The following is a 21,610-nucleotide window of genomic DNA, read 5'->3' as shown; positions in this document are numbered from 1 at the left end:
GCTAGGAACGGTGGCATGGCCGAGTCCTTCCGCACCACCTCCTGCGCCAGCCACGGACATCCCGAGTTCACCGTCCTCTTCACCGAGCCGCGGCTGCCGGGAATGGAGAACTGGCTGCTGTCGTATCTGGAGTCCACCGTCGCGGCGGGCACCCGCTACCAACCCGGCGAGACGATCCGGGTGGGCTGGAATCTCGTGCGGGTACGCGGCCGCGCCGACGGCACGCTGGGGCTCGCCGAACGCACCGATGCCCAGACCTGGGCCGAGCAGGTGGACCGCACCCTGCGCGACGTGTGGTACCAGCGCGAAGTCGCGGCCGGTGTCGGTCTGGCCGATCGTCTGGATTTCCCCGGCGAGGACCAGCAGGCCGTCGTCTCGTCGTGCGGGCTCGAATCACCGGTGCTCGTACTGGCCCGCGCCGAAACCGACGACCCGGAGTTCTCCGGCTGGTCGGTGGAGTGCTTCGAAGACCACGCCCACCGCGCGTCGTACTACACCACGCTGCTCGAACTGGCCACCGCCATGCCCTTCGCGGTGCAGTTCTTCGCCCTTCCGGCCACGACGACGGTGCTGATCGAAAGCCCCGAGATCACCCCCACCGGCACCATCCGGCCCCACATCGTGGACGCCGAAGGAGTGGAAATGTGCCCGATTCCCGGCTCCTACCTCGATTACCTGGTCCACGGCTCGCCGGGTGACTGACGGTCCGGCCACGGCGCAGGAGCGAATACGCGGCCAGGCAAGAGACCCGGACCTGCGCATCCGCTGACTGTCGACGAACCGGCCGTTCGCCCCGGATATGCCAGCGCGCTCGTGCCCGGCACTTCTGCGACGAGGTCGGCATGATCCGCCACGACAGCGCGCCGGTGATCACCGTCCTCGCCATTTCGCCGGGTCGATCACGACGCCGTCGCGGCCGTCGAGAACACTGATTCCCATTGCCTGCCTGGTTCGACGGCAACGCCGTCGCGCCCATCGAGCCACTGATTTCCCACGCCGGCCGGGTGACAGCGCCCCGGGTCCCTGCGGCGGCCACGGAACGCCGTAGCGGCTCAGCGCAGCAGGTCGTCGACGATGGCTCGGGCAGTGGTCACGCCCGGCTCGTCACCCATCTGCCGTGCGGTGTGCGCGGCGGCGATCACCGCGTCCAAGTGGAAGGCGACGGCGTCGGCGGATCTGCCGTCGAAATGTCCTTGCTCCTGGGCGCGGCGAATCTCCTCGACCAGAAACGCCAGCCAGTCCCGGCGGTCTTCGGCGATGGCGTCGCGCACCGGGCCCGGCCTGCTGTCGAACTCGGCGAGCGTCGCGACGCGGAAGCACCCGCCGGGAAACGCCGGGTCGGCCACCTGCCCGAACCAGCGCTCGACCAGGGCACGCAGGCGCGGTAGCCCGGCGGGCTCGCTCAGGCTCGGCGTGATCACCTCGTCGATGAAGACCTGCCGCGCGCACCGCACCGCCGCCAGCTGCAAACTCTCCTTGCTGCCGAAGAGGGTGGCGATGCCGCTCTTGCTGACCCCGAGATCCGCGGCCAAGCGGCCGATGCTGATGCCGTTGAGGCCCTCGACGGAGGCCACGTCGGCGGCGCGCCGAGCGATCGACGCCCGGGCGCGAGCGCCCTTGGCCAGACGCTGATCGGACTCGCGCGCCCGGCTACCCGCGACAACGGACTCGGTCATGAGGTCATTCTTCCACTTCGCTGTTGCACATACGAACGTATGGTCGTACTTTAAGTGAACGAACGATCGTGCGTTTTGTTTCCCACGCTTCTAAGGACTTCCCATGACCGACGCGTCCGTGCGGCTCACCAGCCCACCGACCGCGACCGCGGCCACGCGCACCTTGCTGATCGCCTGCGGTGCGGCCTTCATCGCCTTCCTCGACCTCTCGGTCGTCAATATCGCCTTCCCCTCGATCGCGCGGGACTACCCCGGCACGGCCACCGCCACGCTGACCTGGGTCGTCAGCGGATACGCGGTCGCCTTCGCCGCATTGCTCACCCCGGCCGGACGTCTCGCCGACGCCCTCGGCCGCCGCAGGCTGTTCCTCGGCGCGCTCGCCGGTTTCGCCGTCACGTCCCTGCTGTGCGCTCTCGCGCCGACCGCAGGGTGGCTCATCGCGGGCCGGGTGCTGCAAGGCGGCACCGCGGCGCTGATGGTGCCCTCCGCACTCGGCTTGGTCCTGGCCGCCACACCGCGGGAGAAGATCGGGGCGGCCATCGGGGCCTGGTCGGCCGCGGGTGGATTCGCCGCGGTGGTCGGTCCCGCGCTCGGTGGCGCGCTGGTCGAGGGATTCGACTGGCGGGCGGTGTTCGTCATCAACGTTCCGGTGGCCCTGTTGCTCATCGTCGCTGCGGCGCGCATTCCGGCCCGGGACGACCGTCTTTCCGGCGGCGCGCTGCCGGATCCGCTCGGCACCGTGGCGGTGGCGCTCGGGCTGGGCGGGCTGGTCGCGGGCGTCACCGAAGGGCAGCGCTGGGGGTGGACCTCGGTGGGGACGCTGACCGCTCTGATCGGCGGCGGGCTGCTGGTCGTTGCCGCCCTCGTCCGTTCCGCGCGGCACCACGAGCCCGCGATCGCCGTCGACCTGTGGCGCAGCAAGCCGTACGCGCTGGCCAACGCCACGTCGTTCGTCTTCGGCGCGGCCATGTTCGCCTGGCTGCTGTCGGGACCGCTGTTCCTGGACGCGATCTGGGACTACTCGGTGCTCGGCTCCGCGGGCGCGATGACCATCGGAGCGGTCGCGTCGATGGTGACGGCGACCGTCGCGGGCCGGGTCGGCTCCCCCACGGCCAGGCGGTGGCTCGGCGTGCTCGGTGCGCTCATGTTCGCGGCATGCACCGTGTGGATGAGCACGGACGCCTTCGGCGCCACCCCCGCCTTGTGGTCGGCGTGGATTCCGGCCGGTGTGCTCGGCGGTGGCGGCATCGGGTTCGTCGTCACGGTATTGGGCACCGCGGCGGCGGGCGCCCTCCCGCCGCAGCAGTTCGCCGCGGGCACCGGCATGAATCTCACAGCTCGGCAGGTGGGTGGCGCGCTCGGCGTGGCCGTGCTCGCCGCCGTGTTCGCGGCACGTCCCGACGATCCGCTCGGCGCGTTCCACACCGTCTTCGCCGTGTGCGCCGGCATCGCCGCCGTGGCCGCCTGCCTCGCCGCACTACCGGCCCGCACGCCGTCCCCTTCACCGGACAACTAGGAAAACACGTGAGCGACAACCACATTCGCACCGAAGTGAACGATCCTCTACTGCTGCCCCCTGCGGAACAGCGACGTCTGCTCGCCGACGCCCCGTGGCGGCGCTACGCGGTGCTCGGCGATTCCATCGCGCAGGGCGTCGGCGATCCGAGCCCGGGGTACGAACCCGTCGGCTGGGCCGACCGGGTCGCGGCCGTGCTCACTTCGGTCCGCCCGGACCTGGCCTACCTGAACACCGGCCGGATCGGCGCGACATCCGCCCAGGTCATCGCCGAACAGTTGCCGTCGGTGCTCGAATTCCAGCCCGACCTGGTTCATCTCACCTGCGGCGGCAACGACCTGTTCCTGCCGGGCGGCGACCTCGACGGGTTGCGGACCAACCTCGACACACTGTTCGGGACGCTGGCCCGCACCGGAGCGCAGATCGTGACCTTCACCCTCGCCGACGTCTGGGAAGTCGAACGCATGGCCCCGATGCGTCCGATGCGCGACCGGATGGCCGCGCTCAACGACCTGGTCCGCGAATTGGCCGCCCGCTACGACGCGCTGCTGCTGGAACTCTGGGACCACCCCCTGCGCCTGCGGCCCGACCTGATGAGCGCCGACCTCATCCACTTCAGCATGAGCGGTCACGCCGTCCTCGCCTCCGACATGGTGCGCACCCTGGCCGGTCACGCGCTCGTGTCACGCTGACCGAGCCGGATGTGGCGGAGGCCGCCGCCGACGGTTGCCTCCACCACGTTCGAACGGTGACTCGAAACAGCTGCCGCGCTCCGGGATGCCGGTATCCACTACGCGGGACACGTCACGGGGTGGGCGAATGGTCCGGTCCGTATCGTTCGAGCAGTTCGGAGCCGAGGCGGGCCAGTTCGGCGCGTACCTCGGGCGGGTCGGTGACCTCGATCGCGCCGCCCCAGCCTGCCAGCTGCTGGGCCAGCATCCAGGCGGTGGGAGCGGTGACGCGGACCTGGACGCGGCCGTCGGGAACCGGTCCGTCCACGAGGCAGTTGCGGCCCTGCTGGTCGCGCAGGATCGGCAACAGGCGCTCGGCGATCAACACGGTGGCGGCGGTGGTCGCGCGCCGCTGCTCCATCTCCTCCACCACCCGGCCCCAAGCGTCGGCCAGATCGAAATCCATTGGGCGCTGGGCTGCTTCACCGGTGAGCGACGCCTCGGAGATCCGATCGACGCGGAAGGTCCGCTGCCCCCGTTCGGTTCCGGCGATCAGATACCAGACACCGTCCTTGTCGGCCAGGCCCCACGGATCGACCAGACGCTCGGATCGTTCCCCGGTCCGGTTCGCATAACGCAGGCGTACCTTCTCGCGCTGCACCACAGCGCGTTGCAGCCGCGAAACCAGGGGCGGGAGTTCGCGATCGGTCGCACCCCAGCGCGCCGGGTCGATCACCACGGCGTCGGCCGCCGCCTCCGCCTCGCCGCGGAAGGTGTGCGGCAGCGCACGCACCAGCTTGCGCAGCGCCGACTTGGCCTCCGGCACCGCGCCCGCCGAGGGGCCGGCCAGGAGGAACAATGCCCGCGCCTCGCCCGCCGTCAGGCCGCTCAGATCGGTGCGCGCTCCACCCACCAGCGACCAGCCGCCGCCGCGACCCGGCTGCGGGTACACCGGCACCCCGGCGGCCGACAGGGCCTCGAGATCACGGCGGGCGGTCGCGACCGATGTCTCCAGCTCCGACGCGACCTGCGCGGCCGTCACCCGCCCTCGGGTCTGCATCATCAGCAGGATCGCCACCAACCTGTCCGCTCGCATGGGCACGATTCTGCCGCTGAAAGTGCTCATTCGGTGCGCACTTTGCCTCGGATGATGGGTGCACGACCACAACCGAACGAAGGAGAACCACCATGCTGCGCGGAATGGCGACGAGCACGTTCTACGCCGACGACCTCGAGGCCGCCAAGGACTGGTACGCTCGGTTCTTCGGCGTCGAGCCCTACTACCACGTGCCGAACGGTTACTACGAGTTCCGCATCGGCGACTATCAGCACGAATTCGGCATCGTGAACCGCGCCTACGCCCCCGCGGGAGCGCGCAACGCCCCCGGCGGCGCGATCGTCAACTGGCATGTCGACGACGTACGGGCCGCGTTCGACCGGTTGCTGGAACTCGGCGCGACCGTCTACGAGCCCATCACCCCGCGCGGGGACGGATTCGTCACCGCCGCCGTGGTCGACCCGTTCGGCAACGTTCTCGGCATCATGTCCAACCCGCACTACCTCGAGGTGCTCGCCGAGACCGGACCCGCCTGATCGGCAGGGCCGCACAACACGGCCCGACCCTCCGGCCGCACAGCCCGCCGCGCGCTACGGCCGGAGCCCCGATGGCCCGCGCGTACCAGGGGCGGTATCCGTCCGTGCCGTCCTCGTTGCCGCCCACCGCGACCGCCCCGGGCCGGTCCCTGGCATCGCCGAATCGGCAGCGGGCCACTTCCCTGGCGGAAACGTGCGGCGGCTACTGCATCGCGCGGTAGAGATATCAGGGACGAAACCAGCGTTCCAGGACGGTGGCGACGCCGTCGTCCAAGACGTGGCCGGTGACTTCGTCCGCGAGTTCGCGCACGTCCGTCGGCGCGTTCGCCATCGCGACCGAATGCGCTGCCCAGCGCAGCATTTCCCGATCGTTGTAGCCGTCGCCGATGGCCAGCGTCGCTTCGTCCGGGATACCGAGGGCGACGCGGAGCTGTTCCAGCGCCCAGCCCTTCGACACGCCTCGACGGGCGACGGTGAGCCACGGCCCGAACTCGCCGTGCACCCAGCTCGCCCCCGGCACGTGCAAGGAGCGCAGCGCGAGCAGCATCTCCTCCAGCGAGCCGTCCGGCAGCCAGCCGTTCAGTCGCGGGGTCGGTTCGCTGCTCAACGCGTGGTGATCGACGAGCAGGTATTCGCCGAGCGAGTATTCGCCCGGACTCGCGCCGGTGGCCCAGGTGCCGATGCCGACCTTCTCCACGGCGAAGATCATCGCCGGGAACAGCGCGCGTAAGGCGGTGATCGCGGGCGCGGGGTCGAACGACTGGATCGCCACCGGTTCGCCCCTGGCGACGTCGATGTGCACGGCGCCGTTCGAGCACAGGGCATGTCCCCCGCGCAGACCGAGTTCGGTGAGCACGGGGCGTGTGGTCAGCAGCGTGCGGCCCGTGGTCACCACGACATGCGCCCCCGCGGCCACGGCCGCGCGCACCGCCGCGACCACTCGCGCACTGATCGGTGTTCCCGTATCCAGCAGCGTGCCGTCCACATCCAGCGCGATCAGCTGGGGACCCCCGGATGCCATGCATCCATTGTGCATCCGGGCCGCCGCGTCCGCCGTCGATTCCATCGCGGCCGGATGCACACCCGCGCCGGACAATTCACCGCCCGCAGCGCAGGCGCTATCGACCGCGGCCTCCGCCTCCGGCGCCTCCCGCGCCGCCCCTGGACGACCCGCTCGCCGACGCCCCGCCGACCGAACCGGACCGGCCCGGTGAGCCGCTGGACGAAGCGCCCGAAGAGTTCCCGCCCGCGTGGCCGCCCGCCGACGACGCGCCCGGACGCCCATTGGATGCCGAGCCGCCGGTCGCCGAAGTGCCTGCCGACGCACCCGGCGACGAACCATGGGACGGCGAATCGCCCGCCGCCCCAGCCGAAGACGAACCGTGCGCGGAGGAACCACTCTCCGACGACGAGTTACCCACCGACTCGCCCGAGGACGACCCGTGCGTGGTGGAGTTCCCGGGCGCGCCCCCCGGCGATCCACCGGCCGGTCCGCCCGGCGATCCACCGGCCGATCCGCCCGGCGATCCACCGGACGGTCCGTGCGCGCTGGAATCGTTCGCCGAACCACCGCTCGATGCGCTGCCCTCGGAAGACGTTCCGCCGGTGGACGTTCCTTCGCCGTCTCCGGACGACGAGCCCCCGGTGTTCGCCGCGCCGGACGAACTCGAAGCATTGTGCTCGCCCGACGCCGCGCCGCCGCCCGGCGAGCTGGACGTTCCGGTCGACGGACCGCCCGGCGCGGTCCCACCCGGCTCCGCGGGCTTCGAACCGTTCTGCGGTGCGGGGACGGCCGCCTCCGGCGTCCCCACCGGCGGCGCGCCCGAGCCGGGAGCGAGTATCTGTCCCGGCGCGGGCGGCTGGGGCAGACCCGGCCCGGGACCAGGATTCGGAGGCTGCCCGGGAACGGGCGGCTGCGCCACCTCTCCGGGGGCGGGAAGAACGACCGGCCCGAACGGCAGCGGATTCACGAAGTAGGCGGGATCGCCATAACCCCGGTAGCGCAATCCCCCCGGGGCGCAGCAGTTTCGCGGGTCGCGGTGGGTGCCGATCCGGGACTCGGCCACCGATGGACCATAACCGGCGCTGCGCGGAGCCGGCGTGATGAATCGGGTATACGCGGAGGTCGGTTGGGATAGAAGCGCGGGCAGCGCCCGGCCGGAGGCCCACGTCGCGGGCGCCGATATTCGCGACCAGGCCTCGGCGAGCTGTTCGCTGCCGACGTCGACCAGCAGGTTATCGGCCGGCGCGCCCAGTTCCGGAAGACGCTCGAGCATCGGCGCCAGTTCGGGCACAGTGGGGCTGCCGAAGACCGTCACCGCCGACATGGCCACCGCGGAGACCACCGCCGCACTGGAGAACACCGCTACCCGCGGCACGGCGGAGTGGCGGTGCGACGCGCCGAGCGCCATGGTGCGCGCCGCCATCAGGGCCGCGCCCGCGGCGATCGTCTGGCCCGGATCGGCCGAGATCAGCACGGGGCGACCGAGTTCGGCCAGCGTGCGCGCCACCTCCGCAGGCCGGGACGCGCCACCCACCAGCAGCACCCGGCCGATATCGGACAGGGTGATGCCCGCCTCCCGCACGCAGTCGCGGACCAGGTGAAGGGAGTCCTGCACATGCGCGGCGCGCAGCCCGTCGATGTCGACGATCGACGTCATCGGCAGTCCTGCGGACGACACGTCCGGGGCGTACCTGGCGATCATCGACCCCAGCGGACGGCCACCGAAATCGTGCGAGCGCACGGGCTTTCCGATCATCGGATGGTTGTCCCAGTCCGGCCCGACGCGCACGATGCTCACGTCGAGGCTGGTGCCGCCGAGGTCGTAGATCAGGACGAAATCGGTCTCCAGCGGGCCGTGCTCGTGCTCGAGCCACTCCGCCGCCGCGACGGGCTCCGGCACCAGCAGCACGTCCCCCGCCCCGGATAGGTCGAGCGCTTGGCGCAGCAAAGCCACCTGTTTGTCGGAATACACCGCCGGATAGGTGGTCACGACCCCCGCCTCGGACGCGCCCGGCTCGGCCGCCCTGAGCTCCTTGACCACTGCGGCGACGAGATTGGCCGGCGACCAGATGCGACCGCCGACGATCACCGCTTCCGGATCCTTGCTCAAATCGGCGAAATCCGTGACCGCCATGTCGAATCGGGCGATCCCGCCCAGCCGCAGCCCACCCGCGCTGTCGAAGGTCACCGCGGTGCGGCGAGACCGCACGGACGGTCGTGGTCGATCCGCGCTGACCGAAGCCGTCACGGAATTCACCGCACCGATGCTGAAACCCAGACCTGTAGTCATTCGCTATCCCGTCAACGCACCGTGACCACGTCCATCACATGGCGTTCCCCTGTGGCCGCGGTCGTCTTCCAAACAGCCACCACAGGTTAGCTGTTTCGCGTTCGCGTGGATGCGCAATTGATATGGATTGTTGGACCGACGGCAATAATCGTCCGAAATGCCAGGTAGATACGAGTCAGTTGACACGTCCATACCACTCGACATCGCGAATCCGACTGCAGAACCAGCATTTCCGCAATCACACAGCGATCTCGGATTCCAGGCGGAAATCCGACCGGCCGCCGGTTTGCGCCCGCGAGATCACACCGCGCGACAGGCACCTACCGGTAGGTAACCAGACCCTTGCCGCACCTGGCCATCTGGGCCCAGCAGCACCGCGCGACATTCAATTGACACATCAACTAGACGTCCGATTCTCGCCAGCATCGTCGTTCCCCTCCGGCTTGACTCGACAGCGGGTCGCACCACGGAGGCGCGATCGCGAGAGCGGAGAGGAAATCGAACGATGGCAACACGGTTCGCGGAGCAGGTCGTCTTGGTCACCGGCGCGACCTCGGGCGTGGGCAAGGCGGTCGCGCTGCGGGTCGCGAGCGAAGGCGCCGCCGTAGTGCTCGGCGCGCGCGGGAAAGACGCGGGTGAGCAGGTGGCCGCCGACATCCGCGCGGCGGGCGGCCGCGCGCTGTTCGTGCCGACCGATGTCACGGTGGAGCAGGATGTGGCCCGGCTGACCGACGCCGCGCTGTCCGAGTTCGGCCGTCTGGACGCCGCGTTCAACAACGCGGGCGCGGTGCACGCCTTCGGCCCGGTCGAGCAGATCGACGAGGCGGGCTGGCGCGCCGATCTGGAACTCAACCTCACCAGCGTGTTCTACGGTCTACGGCACCAGGTTCCCGCGCTGGCGGCCTCCGGCGGCGGCGCGATCCTGAACAACGCGTCGAATCTCGGTGTGGTCGGGATGGGTTCGGTCGCGCCGTACGTGGCCGCCAAGCACGGAGTGGTCGGCTTGACCCGGGCGGTGGCGCTGGAAGCCGCCGACCAGGGGGTGCGGGTCAACGCACTGGTGTCGGGCGCAGTCGACACCCCGGCGTTCCGCAACTCGATGGGCGCGACGCCCGAAGGAGTGGCCGCCATCGCGGCGCTGCACCCGCTGGGCCGCATCGCCGCACCGGAGGAGATCGCTTCCTTCTGCGCCTATCTGCTCAGCAAGGAAGCGAGTTTCGTCACCGGCGCCGCGCTGGCCGTCGACGGCGGCTTCACCGCACGCTGACCCCGGACATGGGACCGCCTCGGGATACCGGCGTGGTATCCCGAGGCGGGTCGGTCACGCGCGTGCCAGCAAGCGGCGAACCCTGCCTGGACGGGCTTGCACCGCTCCCCCGGCATGGACCGCGGGCTGGCGCAGCCGCACCAGGCGATCGAATTCCGCTGCGCTGCCGGTTGGTTCGGGTAGCAGGCCCGCGTTGAAGTCCGCGGCCAGCTGCCGCACCGTCTCCTGCGCACAGGACTTGTTGGTCCCGATGAAGCCGGTGGGGCCGCGCTTGATCCAGCCGGTCACGTAGGTGCCGGTGACCACAGCGCCGCCGGGGCGCTCGAGCACCCGGCCGTCCTCGTTCGGGATCACCGCGGCCTGCTCGTCGAACGGCAGACCCGGCACCGCGACGCCGCGGTAGCCGACCGAGGTGAGCACCAGGCCCGCGTCGAGCCGATCGGTCTGCCCGGTGGCGACGGCGCGAACGCGGCCGTCCGGATCGGTGACCAGCTCGGTGCGATCGATTTCCAGTCCGGTCACCCGGTCGGTGCCGAGGATCTCGGTGGGCGCGGCCAGATAGCGGAACACGATGCGTTTGCGCTCCCCCACCGGCCGGGTGCGCGCGCTGTGCAGCAGCCGCAGCTTCTGTTCGACATGGAACGGCAGTTCCGCACCGAGTTCGGGCAGCTCGCCCTCGATCACGATGTCCACGTCGCACCCGAGCAGGCCGACGAATTCCGGCACGGTGAAGGCGGATTCGAGCGGACCGCGCCGGCCGAGCACGACCACCTCCTCCACCTTGCTCTCGCGCAGCGCCCGCAACGCGTACGGCGCGATGTCGGTGCCGGTGAGCGTCGCGGGGTCGCTGGTGAGCACGCGCGCGACGTCGAGCGCGACATTGCCGTTGCCGACGATCACCGCACGCCTACCGGACAGATCGAAGGTGTGGTCGGCGTAGTCGGGATGGCCGTTGTACCAGGCGACGAAGTCGGTGGCCGACACGTTGCCCGCCAAGCCCTCACCCGGGATGCCGAGCTTGCGATCCGACGACGCTCCGACCGCGTAGATCACGGCGTGGAAGTGGTCGAGCAGCTCGGCGTGCGAAACGTGCGCGCCCACCTCGACGTTCAAGTACGTGCCGAATCCCGGCTGCGCCGAGATGACGTCGAACAGCTCGCCGACCTTGCGGGTCTTGTCGTGGTCCGGCGCGACGCCGTGCCTGGCCAGCCCGTAGGGCACCGGCAGCCGGTCGAACACCGTCACCGACACCTCCGGCTGGGTCAGCAGTTCGTCGGCGGCGTACATCGCCGACGGACCCGATCCGACGATCGCCACCCGCAGCGGCGAGCGCTCGGTGTGGATCCGCGCCGCGAGCACCGGTCGCGCCAGCAGGGGTCGCGGCCGCGCCTGCCGGTAGAAATCGGCGTTGATCTCGATGAACGGCTTCTGCTCAGCGGTCAGCTTCTTCGCTGACACGATGGCGTCGACCGGGCACGCGGTGGCGCAGGCGCCGCAGTCCACGCACGCCTGTGGGTCGACGTACAACATCTCGGCGGTCCGGAAGTCCGGTTCGTCGGGCGTGGGATGGATGCAGTTGACCGGGCAGGCGTAGACGCAGGACGCGTCGCTGCAACAGGATTGGGTGACGACGTACGGCATGCGACTCAGGCGACCTTGTTCGCGGCGCGCAGCGGTTCGGACCGGTACCGGGTGCTCGGACCGTCGATGCCGAGCGCCTTCCACACCGCCTTCGCGACCGGGTTCATCAGCCCGATGTCCTTGGCCAGCGCGCGCACGTCGCAGAAGTAGTCGCTGAAGACCTGCTTGGCCTCCTTCGAGCCGTAGAACAGCTCCTTGCGGACCTTCTCCGGAATGTCGAACTCGGCGAAGAACGAGCGCGGCGGGGTGACGATCGCGCGGCCGAGGATCCACATCACGATCGGCATGGCCAGCGAGAGGATGAACTTCTGCGCGGGCTTCGCCTCCGGCACATGGTTCTTCAGGAACTCGTGCGCGAAGGAGATGTGCCGCGCCTCTTCGGCGACGTGGATGGCCATCACGCCGCGCATGATCGGGTGCACCTCTTCACCCGAGCGCAGGATCTGCTTCTGGATGTGGTCGATCGGCTCCTCACCGGCCAGCACGGCCATGAAGAACAGGTTCGGGAACCAGGCCGCCACGGGCGCGCCCAGGTACTTGAACTTGCTGACCAGCGGGCCCATGCCCGGCACGTCCAGCCCGATCCGGTTGACCATCTCCTGGAACATCAGGGTGTGGTTGTGCTCCTCGATCATCTCGTGGGAGCAGTACCGGAACTCCGGCGAACCGTTGGGCAGGCCGAAGTTGTGGATGACCATGCCGCTGATCAGGATCGACTCGAATTGCAGCCCGACCTTGGCGATGTTCGCCTGCCGGTATTTGCCGACCGCGATCTTCTGCTCGGTCGACAGCGCCTGATACCAGGGGTGGCGGGCCACGGTGTCGGCGGACACGGGCAGGATCCAGCGCTCCTCACCGGCGTCGGCGGCGAAGTCGGGATTGTCCCAGTCGATGTCCTCGAAGGGATCGAAGTGCTTGTTGACCGATCCCTCGGAGAGCAGCAGCAGCTTCGCGGCGTACTCCTGTGCCTTCTCCAGATCGGGATCGACGGCTGGTGTCACGGCTGCGGACATCGTCGTCACTGCCTCTCCTCGATGGAACCGTTTAACTGTATCCCATAGTTACACCAACGGAGAGTCACGTCAACCCAGCAATTGCTAGGGCCGTCCGGCGATGCGCGCCCTCATCACGCGCACCGCCGGACGGCCCCTGTTCATATCGCAGGCCGTGCCGGGGCTAACTCACCAGCACCCCGTCACCGACCGCCAGGATCGAGGTCCCGAAACCGAAGACCGCCGACATACTGGTGACGACGACCACCCGGCCCAGCCTGCGCCTGGTCCGGCGCGACAGCATCAGCGCCCGCGTAGCCGCACGACGACGGACGCGGCGACGCCTGACCCGGCGCAGTTCGGCCGTCGCCTCCGCCGCGGCTGCCGCTCTGCGTCCCAGGATCGCGGCGCCGTCCGCGGTGGTCCGCTCGGGATCGGCGGCGACGATCACCGGCCTGGCCAGCTCCGCGGCCAGGACCTCGGCCACCTCCGCCGGTCGCGCCGCACCGCCGACCACCAGGACGCGGTCGACATCGGCCATGGTGACGTCGGCCACCCGCAAGCAGCGGTAGACGAGTTCGAGCGACTCCCGGACATGCCGCACGCGCAGTTCGCCCGCGATCGTGTCGGCCACCGACTCGGCGACCGAGGACGCGGACAGCCCCGGCCCGGCGTGCTCGGCGATCAGCGCGCCGAACGCGCGTCCACCGAATTCGGTGGAACGCAGCGAGACGCCGACGATCGGATTGCGCGGACAACCCGCCCCCACCCGGACCAACGTGACGTCGAGCCCGGCGCCGCCGAGGTCGTAGACGAGGGCGAGGCCGGGCGTGAGCGGACCGCGGTCGGCCTCCAGCCAGGCCGCCGCTGCCACGGGCTCGGCCACCAGCGCGGCCTGCGTGAGGTCGGCGCCGTCCAGCGCGGCACGCAACGCGTCCACCTGCTCGTCGGCGTAGCGAGCCGGATACGTGACCGCGATGCCGAGACCGCTTCCCCCGCCGGGACGGTCCTGCCGCACCTCGTCGATCATGCACTTCGCCACCGTGGCGACGAGATCCGCCGGCGCGAGCGCGCGGTTGCCCACCCGCGCCCACGTACTGGAACGCTGCGTGAGGTCGGCGAATTCGGTGACCGCGCGGCCGTGCCGTGGAATCATGCCGACCCTGGCCACGCCGGTGCTGTCGAAGGTCAGCGTGGTGCGGCGCGTGATCGTCTGCGCCCGCTGCGTTTTGCGTCGCCCCGGCGGAGCCTTGGCCGAACCTTCCTCCGCGAGAACCGAAACCGTGTTCACCGTACCGATGCTCAACCCGAGACCAACCGCCATCGCAATCCACCCGATCGCCGTGCCGATTTGCTTCGAACGCCGTTTAGGCAACCACTCCGCGATCTTCGTGCCAAGCCCGGACAACCGATTGTCCGCAAGCCGCCTGTGCCGCGCCGCACCCGTTCCCGCGATCTTCGACGCCCTCACCTGGCCGACCAGCGTTACACATGCCGTCCAGTCGGATTTCCTTGCGACACGCGGGGATCGATCGTGCCCGGTGGAAGTTTGCCGGATTCCGGCCGCCGGCCCGCATTGCGCCCAGCGTTAGCGCTCCACATGGGGAGACTCCCCTTGACAGCTCCGCCCGGCGCGATGCCGCTGATTAGCCGAGCGGGTGGGTCTGCGGACAGGAGACGACCGTGGACATCCACACCGCCTCCCGAGTCCGTCCTGGCGCCGTGATGACGGGCGCATCAGCGCACACCCGCCGGAACCCTTCCAGAGCGCGGCGGGATGGCAGCGGCCACGGCAACGTCAGGGAGTGCAGCAATCTTTCAGCGCCACACTCCTTCGCCGGCCGGGTCGATCAGCTCCCGAAACTCCTACTGCGCGGGCAGTTCCGGGATCCGAGTGGCGCGCACGTAGACCGTCTCGCCGTCCGACAGCCGCAGCGCTTCGGCGTCGCCGCGGGTGACCTGCGCGGCGAACAGGTCGCCGGTCGCGGCGTTGCGCAGTTCCACGCGGACCTCGAAGCCGAGATGCACCACGCGCTCGACCGTCGCCCTGGTGACGCCCGCGGAGTCGGCGGTGCCCTCGTGCTCGGCGAGCGCCATGCTGGGGTCACGGCCGACGCGAATGTCGTGCGGCCGCACCAGATGCCCGTTGAGCCGGGCCACCGCGCCGAGGAACGACATGACGAATTCGTTGGCAGGCCGGTCGTACACGTCCTCCGGAGTGCCGATCTGCTCGATGCGGCCGGAGTTCATCACCGCGATCCGGTCGGCGACGTCGAGCGCCTCCTCCTGGTCGTGGGTGACCAGCACGGTGGTCACGTGAACCTCTTCGTGCAGCCTGCGCAGCCAGGTCCGCAGATCGGCGCGGACCTTGGCGTCCAGCGCGCCGAACGGCTCGTCCAGCAGCAACACCTGCGGATCGACGGCCAAGGCGCGGGCCAGCGCCATGCGCTGGCGCTGACCACCCGACAGCTGGGCCGGGTAGCGGTGCTGGAAGCCGTCCAAGCCGACGATGCCGAGCAATTCGTCGACGCGCTTGTTGATCTCGTTCTTCGGGCGCTTGCGGATCTTCAGGCCGAACGCCACATTGTCGCGCACGGTCATGTGCTTGAAGGCCGCGTAATGCTGGAAGACGAACCCGATGTCGCGCTTCTGCGGCGGCACGCGGGTGACATCGCGGCCCGCGATGGTGACCACGCCGGAGTCGAGCGACTCGAGTCCGGCGATCGAGCGCAGCAGCGTCGACTTGCCCGAACCCGACGGGCCGAGCAACGCGGTGAGTTCGCCGGAGGGAATCTCCAGGCTGACGTCGTCGAGGGCCGCGAACGTGCCGTAGTTCTTGTTCGCGTTGGTCACGGTGATCACTTTGCGCCCCGCTTACGTTCGAGGAGGGTCATCAGCAGAAGGGTGACGAGGGCGATGCCCATCAGCAAGGTCGCGGCGGAATACGCGCCGAAGGTGTTGTGGTCGTTGATGTACCGGCCGTGCACGAGCAACGTCAGCGTCTGCGACTTGCCCGGCAGCGCGGAGGACACCATGATCACCGCGCCGAACTCGCCGAGCGCGCGAGCCACGGTGAGCACCACACCGTAGGTCAGGCCCCACCGGATCGCGGGAAGCGTGATCCGCCAGAAGGTCTGCCACTTGGACGCGCCCAGGGTGGCCGCGGCCTGTTCCTGGTCGTCGCCGATCTCGTGCAGCACCGGCTCGACCTCGCGCACCACGAACGGCAGCGTGACGAAAATGGTGGCGATCACCATGCCGGGTAGGTTGAAGATGACCTTGAAGCCCAGGTCTTCCAGGCCGCCGAACCAGCCGCCCGCGCCCCAGAGCAGGATCAGCGAGACGCCGACCACCACGGGCGAGACCGCGAACGGCAGGTCGACGATGCCCTGAACCAGGTTGCGTCCGGGGAACTTTCCGCGCACCAGCGCGAGCGCCGTCACGATGCCGAAGATCACGTTCACCGGGACGGTGATCGCGACGATCAGGATGGACAGCTGGAACGCCGAGATCGCCGCGGGCGTGGTGATCGAGTCGACGAACGCACCGATCCCCCGCTCGAACGTGCGCCACAGGATGATGATCAGCGGCAGGACCAGCAGCACGAACAAGTAGCCCAGCGCCACTGTCCGCAACGAGATGCGGGTCAGCGGATGCAGTTTCATCTGCCCTGCTCCGTCCCGGGGGAAAGCCCGCGCCCCGGCGACCCGGGGAGCGCTGCGCGATTGTTTCTCATCGGGTCGCCTGCTCCTTGCGCGCGCTGCGTTCGGCGAGCAACCGCAGCGCCAGCAGCGTCGCGAACGAGATGGCCAGCAGCGCGACCGAAACGGCCGCCGCGTTCACCGGCCGATCGATCTCGATCTGCTTCTGAATGTACTGGGAGGCCATCTCGGTCTTGCGCGGGATCGCGCCCCCGATCAGCACCACCGAACCGTATTCGCCGATCGCGCGGGCGAAGGCCAGACCGCCGCCGCTGATGATCGCGGGTGTCAGGGCGGGCAGCACGATCCTGCGGAAAGTGGTCCAGTTGTTCGCGCCCAGCGAGAGCGCGGCCTGCTCCACCTCGCGGTCGGCCTCGATCAGCACCGGCTGCACCGAACGCACCACGAACGGCAGCGTGACGAACGCCAGCGCCACCACCAGGCCCGGCTGGGTGGCGTTGAGGTGCACGTCGATCGGGCTCTGCGGACCGTACAGCGACAGCAGCACGATGCTGGCGACGATGGTCGGCAGCGCGAACGGCAGGTCGATCAGCGCGTTGACCACGCCTTTGCCGGGAAACCGGTCGCGGACCAGCACCCAGGCGATCAGCGTGCCCATCACCACGTTGACCACCGCGACCACCACCGAGACCAGCACGGTGATGCGCAGCGAGTCCAGCGCGGCGGGCGCGGTGACGGCGTCCCAGAAACCGGACCATCCGTCCTCGAAGCTGGTGACGGTGAGCGCCGCCAGCGGCAGCAGCACGATGATGCTCAGCCACAGCACCGCGGTGGCGATGCCGAGCGGACCCACCGAGCCGGTCACGCGCAGCCACGACCAGTTCCTGCGGCGTTCCTTGCGCGCGGGTTCGGAGACGCCGGGAGCCGCCGCCTGCGCGGTCCCGGCGTTACTGCTCGTAGTCACAGTCGTCCAGTATCCCGTGTAACGGGGGTCACCCGGTCACTTGGTCGCTTGGTCATAGATCACCGCTACCGAGCCGGTGTTCGGGGTGAACAGTTCCTTGTCCACGGTCTTCCAGCCGCCGAGGTCGGCGATGGTCCACAGCTTCTGCGGAGTCGGGAAGTCCGTGGCGTGATCGGCGGCGACCTTCGGATCGACCGGGCGGAAACCGGCGGCGGCCCATGCCTTCTGCCCCTCCGCGGTGAACAGGAAGTCGCGGAAGGCGACGGCCTTCTGCGCGTTCTTGCTGTTCTTCAGCACCGCGACCGGGTTCTCGATCTTGAACGTGACCGGCGGGACGAAGTGCTCGATCGGATCGCCGTTGCGCTCGGAGAAGATCGCCTCGTTCTCGTAGCTCAGCAGAACGTCGCCGGTGCCCTGCAGGAAGGTCTCGGTCGCCTCGCGGCCGGACTTCGGCTGCACCTTCACGTGCTCCTTGGACACCAGCTTGCTCAGGTAGTCCAGGCCCGCCTGCGGGTTCTTGCCGCCGTCGCTCTTGGCCGCGTACGGCGCGAGCAGGTTCCACTTGGCCGAACCGGAGCTGAACGGATTCGGGGTGACCACCTCGACGCCCGGCTTCAGCAGGTCGTCCCAGTCCTTGATGCCCTTGGGATTGCCCTTGCGCACGACGATCGCGACCACCGAACCGAACGGCACGCCCTTGGTGGCGTCGGCGTTCCAGCTCGCGTCGACCAGCCCGGCGTCGACCAGGCGGGTGATGTCCGGCTCGACCGAGAAGTTCACGACGTCGGCCTCGGCGCCGTCCTTCACCTTGCGGGACTGGTCACCGGAGGCGCCGTAGGACTGCTGGATCTGGACGCCCTTGCCCTGCTCGGTCTTGTTGAACTCGGGGATCACCTTGTCGAAACCGGGCTTCGGTACGGCGTAGGCGTAGAGGTTCAGGGTGCCGCCGCTGCCGTCGGAAGCGTTTCCCCCGACCGTGTCGCTGGCTCCGCCGCCGCACGCGGTCAGCGCGACCGCCGCTAGGGCGGCTAGGGCAACGGCGCTGTAGCGTCGGCGCGGCGAAAGCCAGGATTTGCGAGCCATCGGGGTGGACCTTTCTTGCGGACCGCCATTTCTCCGGTAACACATCGGTGGCGGCGACCATCTTTTCGAAGCAGCAGACCCGCCGATCGACTGATACGGCAGCGGCGCGACTAGCGGCCACAACGGGCCGTCGGGGAAGCGAAAAGCACATCTGCGAGAAGCGCGCCAGTCTGCGGACAAACGAGACGCGGACGTGCCCGGTCGCCGATCAGCGACAGTAGACGTCCGCGACCGCGAGGTCACCGACAGCAATCAACGCCAATTCATGGCGGACCTGCGGGACTGCGCTCGAAGACACGGGCAGACTGTAGCAGAGCACAAGGCGGAGTTCGAATCGAAGAGCCCAGGAAGAGGGCGGTTTCATCCGATGACCAGCAGTCCGGATCGCGTCCGAACGGCCTTTCCCGGCATCAGCACGCGCACGTGGGAGCACCCCGCCGGCCGCACCGCTCTGGTTACCTCGCGGTCACTGGCGGGGTTCGACGTGGTGCTGCACACACTCCGTTCTCCGTTGCTGCGCGCGGCCGCACTGCGCCGCCGGATCCAGAGCGGCGACTACGACCGCGCGCTCGTGGGCGACTACCCGCGCGTGACCAGGATCGCGCCACCCGGATCACCGACGAAATGCACCTACCGCACGAACGTCGACCAGTCCGAGGACCCGTTCATCCGCACCGTGCGCACGCTGGGCCGGGATGTCGGCGCGGCGGCGAAACCGCCGCCCACGAGGTCGATGACTCCGTCGCCGAACTCGGCAAGCGGTCCGGCGACTGGCGCGGCGGCGGCAACCGACCGTCAGCGGGTGAGCAACCAGGCGACGACGATCAGCACGAGCAGGGCGATGAGGGCGAGCTGCACCCGGGAACGAGGCATCAGCGCGCCCCGCTCTGCACGGGGGTGCGCACCTCGGCGATCGGCTCGGGTTCCAGCACCGGCGCGCCTGCCGGAGCGGGCCGCACCGGCGCGGGACGGGCGCCGTAGCGGCGATCCAGGATGCGCAGCACCGCACGCAGCACGCGATCGAGCCCGTAGGCGATGGCGAAACTGATCGGGACCATGCCCACGAGCACGACGAGGAACTGCGGGATGAACGGGAGTCCCGCCACCCACAGCTCGAAGCCGTCCCACCACCCTGCGATGCGATGCACGGCTCCAGCCTAGTCGGTACGCCGGCCGGCTCCACGAGACCGTCGGTCACATCGGCCGACCGGGGAAGCGGGCGGTGGACGACGGACGCCCATCGGCCCGAAGATGGGGTATGGCGTCCACCGATGACCTCACCCTCAACGACTCCGACGGCCTGCCGACCAACCTGGCCGAAACACATCGCCGCGGCGCCTACCCGCCGATCGATGACTACGCGTTCCTGTCCGACTGCGAGACCAGCTGCCTGGTCGCCAGCAACGGCGCGGTGGAATGGATGTGCGTGCCGCGACCGGATTCGCCGAGCATCTTCGGGGCGCTGCTCGACCGCAGCGCGGGGCACTTCCGGGTCGGGCCGTACGGCGTCAACGTGCCCGCCGCCCGCCGCTACCTGCCCGGCGGGATGATCCTGGAGACCACCTGGCAGACCGGCACCGGCTGGCTGGTCGTGCGCGACGCGCTGGTGCTCGGCCGCTGGCACAACAACGATCAGCGCAGCAAGACCCACCGGCGCACCCCGATGGACTGGGATGCCGAGCACTTGCTGCTGCGCACGGTGAAATGCGTGAACGGCACCGTGGAGCTGGAGGTGAGCTGCGAGCCCGCGTTCGACTACCACCGGGCCAGCGCCCGCTGGGAGTACACCGGCAAGGTGTACGAGGAGGCGACCGCGGTGCGCGGCGACGATCCCAGCGCCGGGCCCACCCTGGTGCTCACCACCGATCTGCGTCTGGGGCTCGAGGGCCGCGAGGCGCGCGCCCGTACCAGGATGAAGGAGGGCGACGAGGTCTTCGTCGCGCTCACCTGGTCGGAACTGCCCGCGCCGCGCACCTTCGACGAGGCCGCCGAGAAGATGTGGCAGACCACCGAATGCTGGCGCCAGTGGATCACGCTCGGCAAGTTCCCCGATCACCCGTGGCGCAACTATCTGCAGCGCAGCGCGCTCACCCTCAAGGGCCTCACCTACGCGCCGACCGGCGCGCTGATGGCCGCCGCCACCACCTCTCTCCCGGAAAGTCCTGGCGGAGAACGCAATTGGGATTACCGCTACACCTGGGTGCGAGACGCCAGCTTCGCGCTGTGGGGTCTGTACACACTCGGCCTGGACCGGGAGGCCGACGACTTCTTCGCCTTCCTCAACGACGCGACGACCGGTGAGGACGGCGAGCCCGTTCCCCTGCAAGTGCTCTACGGCATCGGGGGCGAGCGGCAGCTCGACGAGATCATCCTCGATCACTTCGGCGGCTACGACCAGTCCCGTCCGGTGCGCATCGGCAACAACGCCTACAACCAGGACCAGCACGACATCTGGGGCACCATGCTCGACGCGGTGTACCTGCACGTGAAGTCGCGCCAGCAGGTGCCGGAGACGCTGTGGCCGCTGCTGGTCCGCCAGGTGCGCGCCGCCATCGAGCACTGGAAGGAGCCCGACCGCGGCATCTGGGAGGTGCGCGGCGAGCCGCAGCACTTCACCTCATCCAAGGTGATGTGCTGGGTGGCGCTGGACCGCGGCGCGAAACTCGCCGAACTGCACGGTCAGTACGAGCACGCAGAAGAGTGGTACGCGATCGCGGAGGAGATCAAGGCCGACGTCCTGGCCAACGGCGTCACCTCCGAAGGCGTGTTCACGCAGGTCTACGGCGGCGACACGCTGGACGCCTCACTGCTGCTGGTGGTGCTCACCCGCTTCCTGCCGCCCGAGGACGACCGGGTGCGCGCCACGGTGCTGGCCATCGCCGACCGGCTCACCGAGAACGGCTTGGTGCTGCGCTACCGGACCGAGACCACCGACGACGGCTTGAGCGGTACCGAGGGCGCCTTCACCATCTGCTCGTTCTGGCTGGTCTCCGCGCTGGTGGAGATCGGGGAGATCCAGCGGGCGCGGCATTTGTGCGAGCGCCTGCTCGGCTTCGCCAGCCCGCTGCGGTTGTACGCCGAGGAGATCGATCCGCGCAGTGGACGCCACCTCGGCAACTTCCCCCAGGCGTTCACCCATCTGGCGCTGATCAACGCCGTGACCCACGTGATCCGTGCCGAGAATTCCCAGCACGCGGGCCGCTTCCAGCCCGCGCACACGCCGCAGGGTCATCCGGTCTGACCGGGGGACCC

The 21,610-nt window shown here is 69.5% G+C and carries 19 protein-coding genes and 1 pseudogene; 7 read left to right on the top strand and 13 right to left on the bottom strand.

Annotated features, from left to right (window positions below; translation table 11 throughout):
* The first annotated feature begins 15 nt into the window (after positions 1-15).
* Positions 16-702 carry a hypothetical protein gene (locus tag ACH49X_RS14955; RefSeq protein ID WP_195077600.1) on the top strand — a complete coding sequence of 229 codons (687 nt, stop codon included), beginning with the start codon at positions 16-18 and terminating at the stop codon, positions 700-702.
* 350 nt (positions 703-1,052) lie between these two features.
* Here the strand turns inward: ACH49X_RS14955 and ACH49X_RS14950 are convergent, their stop codons facing one another.
* Positions 1,053-1,676, bottom strand: a complete 624-nt coding sequence (locus tag ACH49X_RS14950) for a TetR/AcrR family transcriptional regulator (protein WP_195077599.1) — start codon at positions 1,674-1,676, stop codon at positions 1,053-1,055.
* A gap of 103 nt (positions 1,677-1,779) precedes the next feature.
* Between ACH49X_RS14950 and ACH49X_RS14945 the strand changes: the two genes are divergently transcribed.
* Both ACH49X_RS14945 and ACH49X_RS14940 read left to right on the top strand, forming a co-directional pair.
* Positions 1,780-3,192, top strand: coding sequence for an MFS transporter (locus ACH49X_RS14945; RefSeq protein WP_357205162.1), 1,413 nt, complete (start codon positions 1,780-1,782; stop codon positions 3,190-3,192).
* 8 nt (positions 3,193-3,200) lie between these two features.
* Positions 3,201-3,884 carry an SGNH/GDSL hydrolase family protein gene (locus ACH49X_RS14940; protein ID WP_195077597.1) on the top strand — a complete coding sequence of 228 codons (684 nt, stop codon included), beginning with the start codon at positions 3,201-3,203 and terminating at the stop codon, positions 3,882-3,884.
* A gap of 112 nt (positions 3,885-3,996) precedes the next feature.
* On the opposite strand, the gene ACH49X_RS14935 is transcribed toward ACH49X_RS14940, so the two are convergent.
* Positions 3,997-4,959, bottom strand: a complete 963-nt coding sequence (locus ACH49X_RS14935) for a YafY family protein (RefSeq protein WP_357205158.1) — start codon at positions 4,957-4,959, stop codon at positions 3,997-3,999.
* Between the two features lie 92 nt (positions 4,960-5,051).
* Between ACH49X_RS14935 and ACH49X_RS14930 the strand changes: the two genes are divergently transcribed.
* Positions 5,052-5,456: a VOC family protein gene (locus tag ACH49X_RS14930; RefSeq protein WP_357104597.1), complete on the top strand. Its 405-nt coding sequence runs from the start codon at positions 5,052-5,054 to the stop codon at positions 5,454-5,456.
* Positions 5,457-5,682: 226 nt separating this feature from the next.
* Here the strand turns inward: ACH49X_RS14930 and ACH49X_RS14925 are convergent, their stop codons facing one another.
* Both ACH49X_RS14925 and ACH49X_RS14920 read right to left on the bottom strand, forming a co-directional pair.
* Entirely contained in the window at positions 5,683-6,477 is a 795-nt protein-coding gene (locus tag ACH49X_RS14925; RefSeq protein WP_357104594.1) for an HAD family hydrolase, read from the bottom strand.
* A gap of 97 nt (positions 6,478-6,574) precedes the next feature.
* Positions 6,575-8,749, bottom strand: a complete 2,175-nt coding sequence (locus ACH49X_RS14920) for an Hsp70 family protein (RefSeq protein WP_357205155.1) — start codon at positions 8,747-8,749, stop codon at positions 6,575-6,577.
* A 505-nt stretch (positions 8,750-9,254) separates the two neighbouring features.
* On the opposite strand from ACH49X_RS14920, the gene ACH49X_RS14915 reads away from it, so the two are divergent.
* On the top strand, positions 9,255-10,016 hold the full coding sequence (locus ACH49X_RS14915; protein WP_357104588.1) for a glucose 1-dehydrogenase: 762 nt from the start codon (positions 9,255-9,257) through the stop codon (positions 10,014-10,016).
* A 54-nt stretch (positions 10,017-10,070) separates the two neighbouring features.
* On the opposite strand, the gene ACH49X_RS14910 is transcribed toward ACH49X_RS14915, so the two are convergent.
* The 8 genes from ACH49X_RS14910 to ACH49X_RS14875 all read right to left on the bottom strand — a co-directional run bounded on the left by ACH49X_RS14910 (position 10,071) and on the right by ACH49X_RS14875 (position 18,722).
* Entirely contained in the window at positions 10,071-11,657 is a 1,587-nt protein-coding gene (locus ACH49X_RS14910) for an FAD-dependent oxidoreductase (protein WP_357205152.1), read from the bottom strand.
* Between the two features lie 5 nt (positions 11,658-11,662).
* Entirely contained in the window at positions 11,663-12,670 is a 1,008-nt protein-coding gene (locus ACH49X_RS14905; RefSeq protein WP_357104734.1) for a diiron oxygenase, read from the bottom strand.
* Positions 12,671-12,833: 163 nt separating this feature from the next.
* Complete coding sequence (locus tag ACH49X_RS14900) at positions 12,834-13,940, bottom strand: Hsp70 family protein (RefSeq protein ID WP_357205149.1); 1,107 nt, start codon at positions 13,938-13,940, stop codon at positions 12,834-12,836.
* Between the two features lie 575 nt (positions 13,941-14,515).
* Positions 14,516-15,511, bottom strand: coding sequence for a sulfate/molybdate ABC transporter ATP-binding protein (locus tag ACH49X_RS14895; RefSeq protein ID WP_195077589.1), 996 nt, complete (start codon positions 15,509-15,511; stop codon positions 14,516-14,518).
* Positions 15,508-16,314 carry a sulfate ABC transporter permease subunit CysW gene (cysW, locus tag ACH49X_RS14890; protein ID WP_195077588.1) on the bottom strand — a complete coding sequence of 269 codons (807 nt, stop codon included), beginning with the start codon at positions 16,312-16,314 and terminating at the stop codon, positions 15,508-15,510. The genes ACH49X_RS14895 and cysW overlap by 4 nt, the downstream gene beginning before the upstream one ends.
* Before the next feature lie 67 nt (positions 16,315-16,381).
* Positions 16,382-17,182 carry a sulfate ABC transporter permease subunit CysT gene (cysT, locus tag ACH49X_RS14885; RefSeq protein WP_195077922.1) on the bottom strand — a complete coding sequence of 267 codons (801 nt, stop codon included), beginning with the start codon at positions 17,180-17,182 and terminating at the stop codon, positions 16,382-16,384.
* A gap of 129 nt (positions 17,183-17,311) precedes the next feature.
* Positions 17,312-18,358: a sulfate ABC transporter substrate-binding protein gene (locus tag ACH49X_RS14880; protein WP_195077587.1), complete on the bottom strand. Its 1,047-nt coding sequence runs from the start codon at positions 18,356-18,358 to the stop codon at positions 17,312-17,314.
* Positions 18,359-18,566: 208 nt separating this feature from the next.
* A complete protein-coding gene (locus ACH49X_RS14875) occupies positions 18,567-18,722 on the bottom strand; it encodes an Ms4533A family Cys-rich leader peptide (RefSeq protein WP_353963123.1) in 156 nt (51 codons plus the stop codon).
* Between the two features lie 3 nt (positions 18,723-18,725).
* On the opposite strand from ACH49X_RS14875, the pseudogene ACH49X_RS14870 reads away from it, so the two are divergent.
* Positions 18,726-18,852, top strand: a pseudogene (locus ACH49X_RS14870) (Zn-dependent protease); the annotation flags it as partial.
* 378 nt (positions 18,853-19,230) lie between these two features.
* On the opposite strand, the gene ACH49X_RS14865 reads toward ACH49X_RS14870, so the two are convergent.
* The gene (locus tag ACH49X_RS14865; RefSeq protein ID WP_195077586.1) at positions 19,231-19,506 is read right to left on the bottom strand and encodes a hypothetical protein; all 276 of its coding nucleotides are present in this window, start codon (positions 19,504-19,506) and stop codon (positions 19,231-19,233) included.
* 110 nt (positions 19,507-19,616) lie between these two features.
* Here ACH49X_RS14865 and ACH49X_RS14860 point away from each other — a divergent pair, with 110 nt between their 5' ends.
* A complete protein-coding gene (locus tag ACH49X_RS14860; protein WP_195077585.1) occupies positions 19,617-21,599 on the top strand; it encodes a glycoside hydrolase family 15 protein in 1,983 nt (660 codons plus the stop codon).
* Positions 21,600-21,610: the final 11 nt, after the last annotated feature.

The sequence above is a fragment of the Nocardia sp. NPDC019323 genome (assembly GCF_044389845.1).
GTDB classification, from domain to species: domain Bacteria; phylum Actinomycetota; class Actinomycetes; order Mycobacteriales; family Mycobacteriaceae; genus Nocardia; species Nocardia implantans.
This window is presented reverse-complemented; position numbering and strand designations above follow the sequence as displayed.

Coding starts and splice junctions, on each gene's coding strand:
- ACH49X_RS14955 (WP_195077600.1), top strand. CDS start 16: ATGGCCGAGTCCTTCCGCACCACCTCCTGCGCCAGCCACGGACATCCC.
- ACH49X_RS14950 (WP_195077599.1), bottom strand. CDS start 1,676: ATGACCGAGTCCGTTGTCGCGGGTAGCCGGGCGCGCGAGTCCGATCAG.
- ACH49X_RS14945 (WP_357205162.1), top strand. CDS start 1,780: ATGACCGACGCGTCCGTGCGGCTCACCAGCCCACCGACCGCGACCGCG.
- ACH49X_RS14935 (WP_357205158.1), bottom strand. CDS start 4,959: ATGCGAGCGGACAGGTTGGTGGCGATCCTGCTGATGATGCAGACCCGA.
- ACH49X_RS14930 (WP_357104597.1), top strand. CDS start 5,052: ATGCTGCGCGGAATGGCGACGAGCACGTTCTACGCCGACGACCTCGAG.
- ACH49X_RS14925 (WP_357104594.1), bottom strand. CDS start 6,477: ATGGCATCCGGGGGTCCCCAGCTGATCGCGCTGGATGTGGACGGCACG.
- ACH49X_RS14920 (WP_357205155.1), bottom strand. CDS start 8,749: ATGACTACAGGTCTGGGTTTCAGCATCGGTGCGGTGAATTCCGTGACG.
- ACH49X_RS14915 (WP_357104588.1), top strand. CDS start 9,255: ATGGCAACACGGTTCGCGGAGCAGGTCGTCTTGGTCACCGGCGCGACC.
- ACH49X_RS14910 (WP_357205152.1), bottom strand. CDS start 11,657: ATGCCGTACGTCGTCACCCAATCCTGTTGCAGCGACGCGTCCTGCGTC.
- ACH49X_RS14905 (WP_357104734.1), bottom strand. CDS start 12,670: ATGTCCGCAGCCGTGACACCAGCCGTCGATCCCGATCTGGAGAAGGCA.
- cysW (WP_195077588.1), bottom strand. CDS start 16,314: ATGAAACTGCATCCGCTGACCCGCATCTCGTTGCGGACAGTGGCGCTG.
- ACH49X_RS14880 (WP_195077587.1), bottom strand. CDS start 18,358: ATGGCTCGCAAATCCTGGCTTTCGCCGCGCCGACGCTACAGCGCCGTT.
- ACH49X_RS14875 (WP_353963123.1), bottom strand. CDS start 18,722: ATGAAACCGCCCTCTTCCTGGGCTCTTCGATTCGAACTCCGCCTTGTG.
- ACH49X_RS14860 (WP_195077585.1), top strand. CDS start 19,617: ATGGCGTCCACCGATGACCTCACCCTCAACGACTCCGACGGCCTGCCG.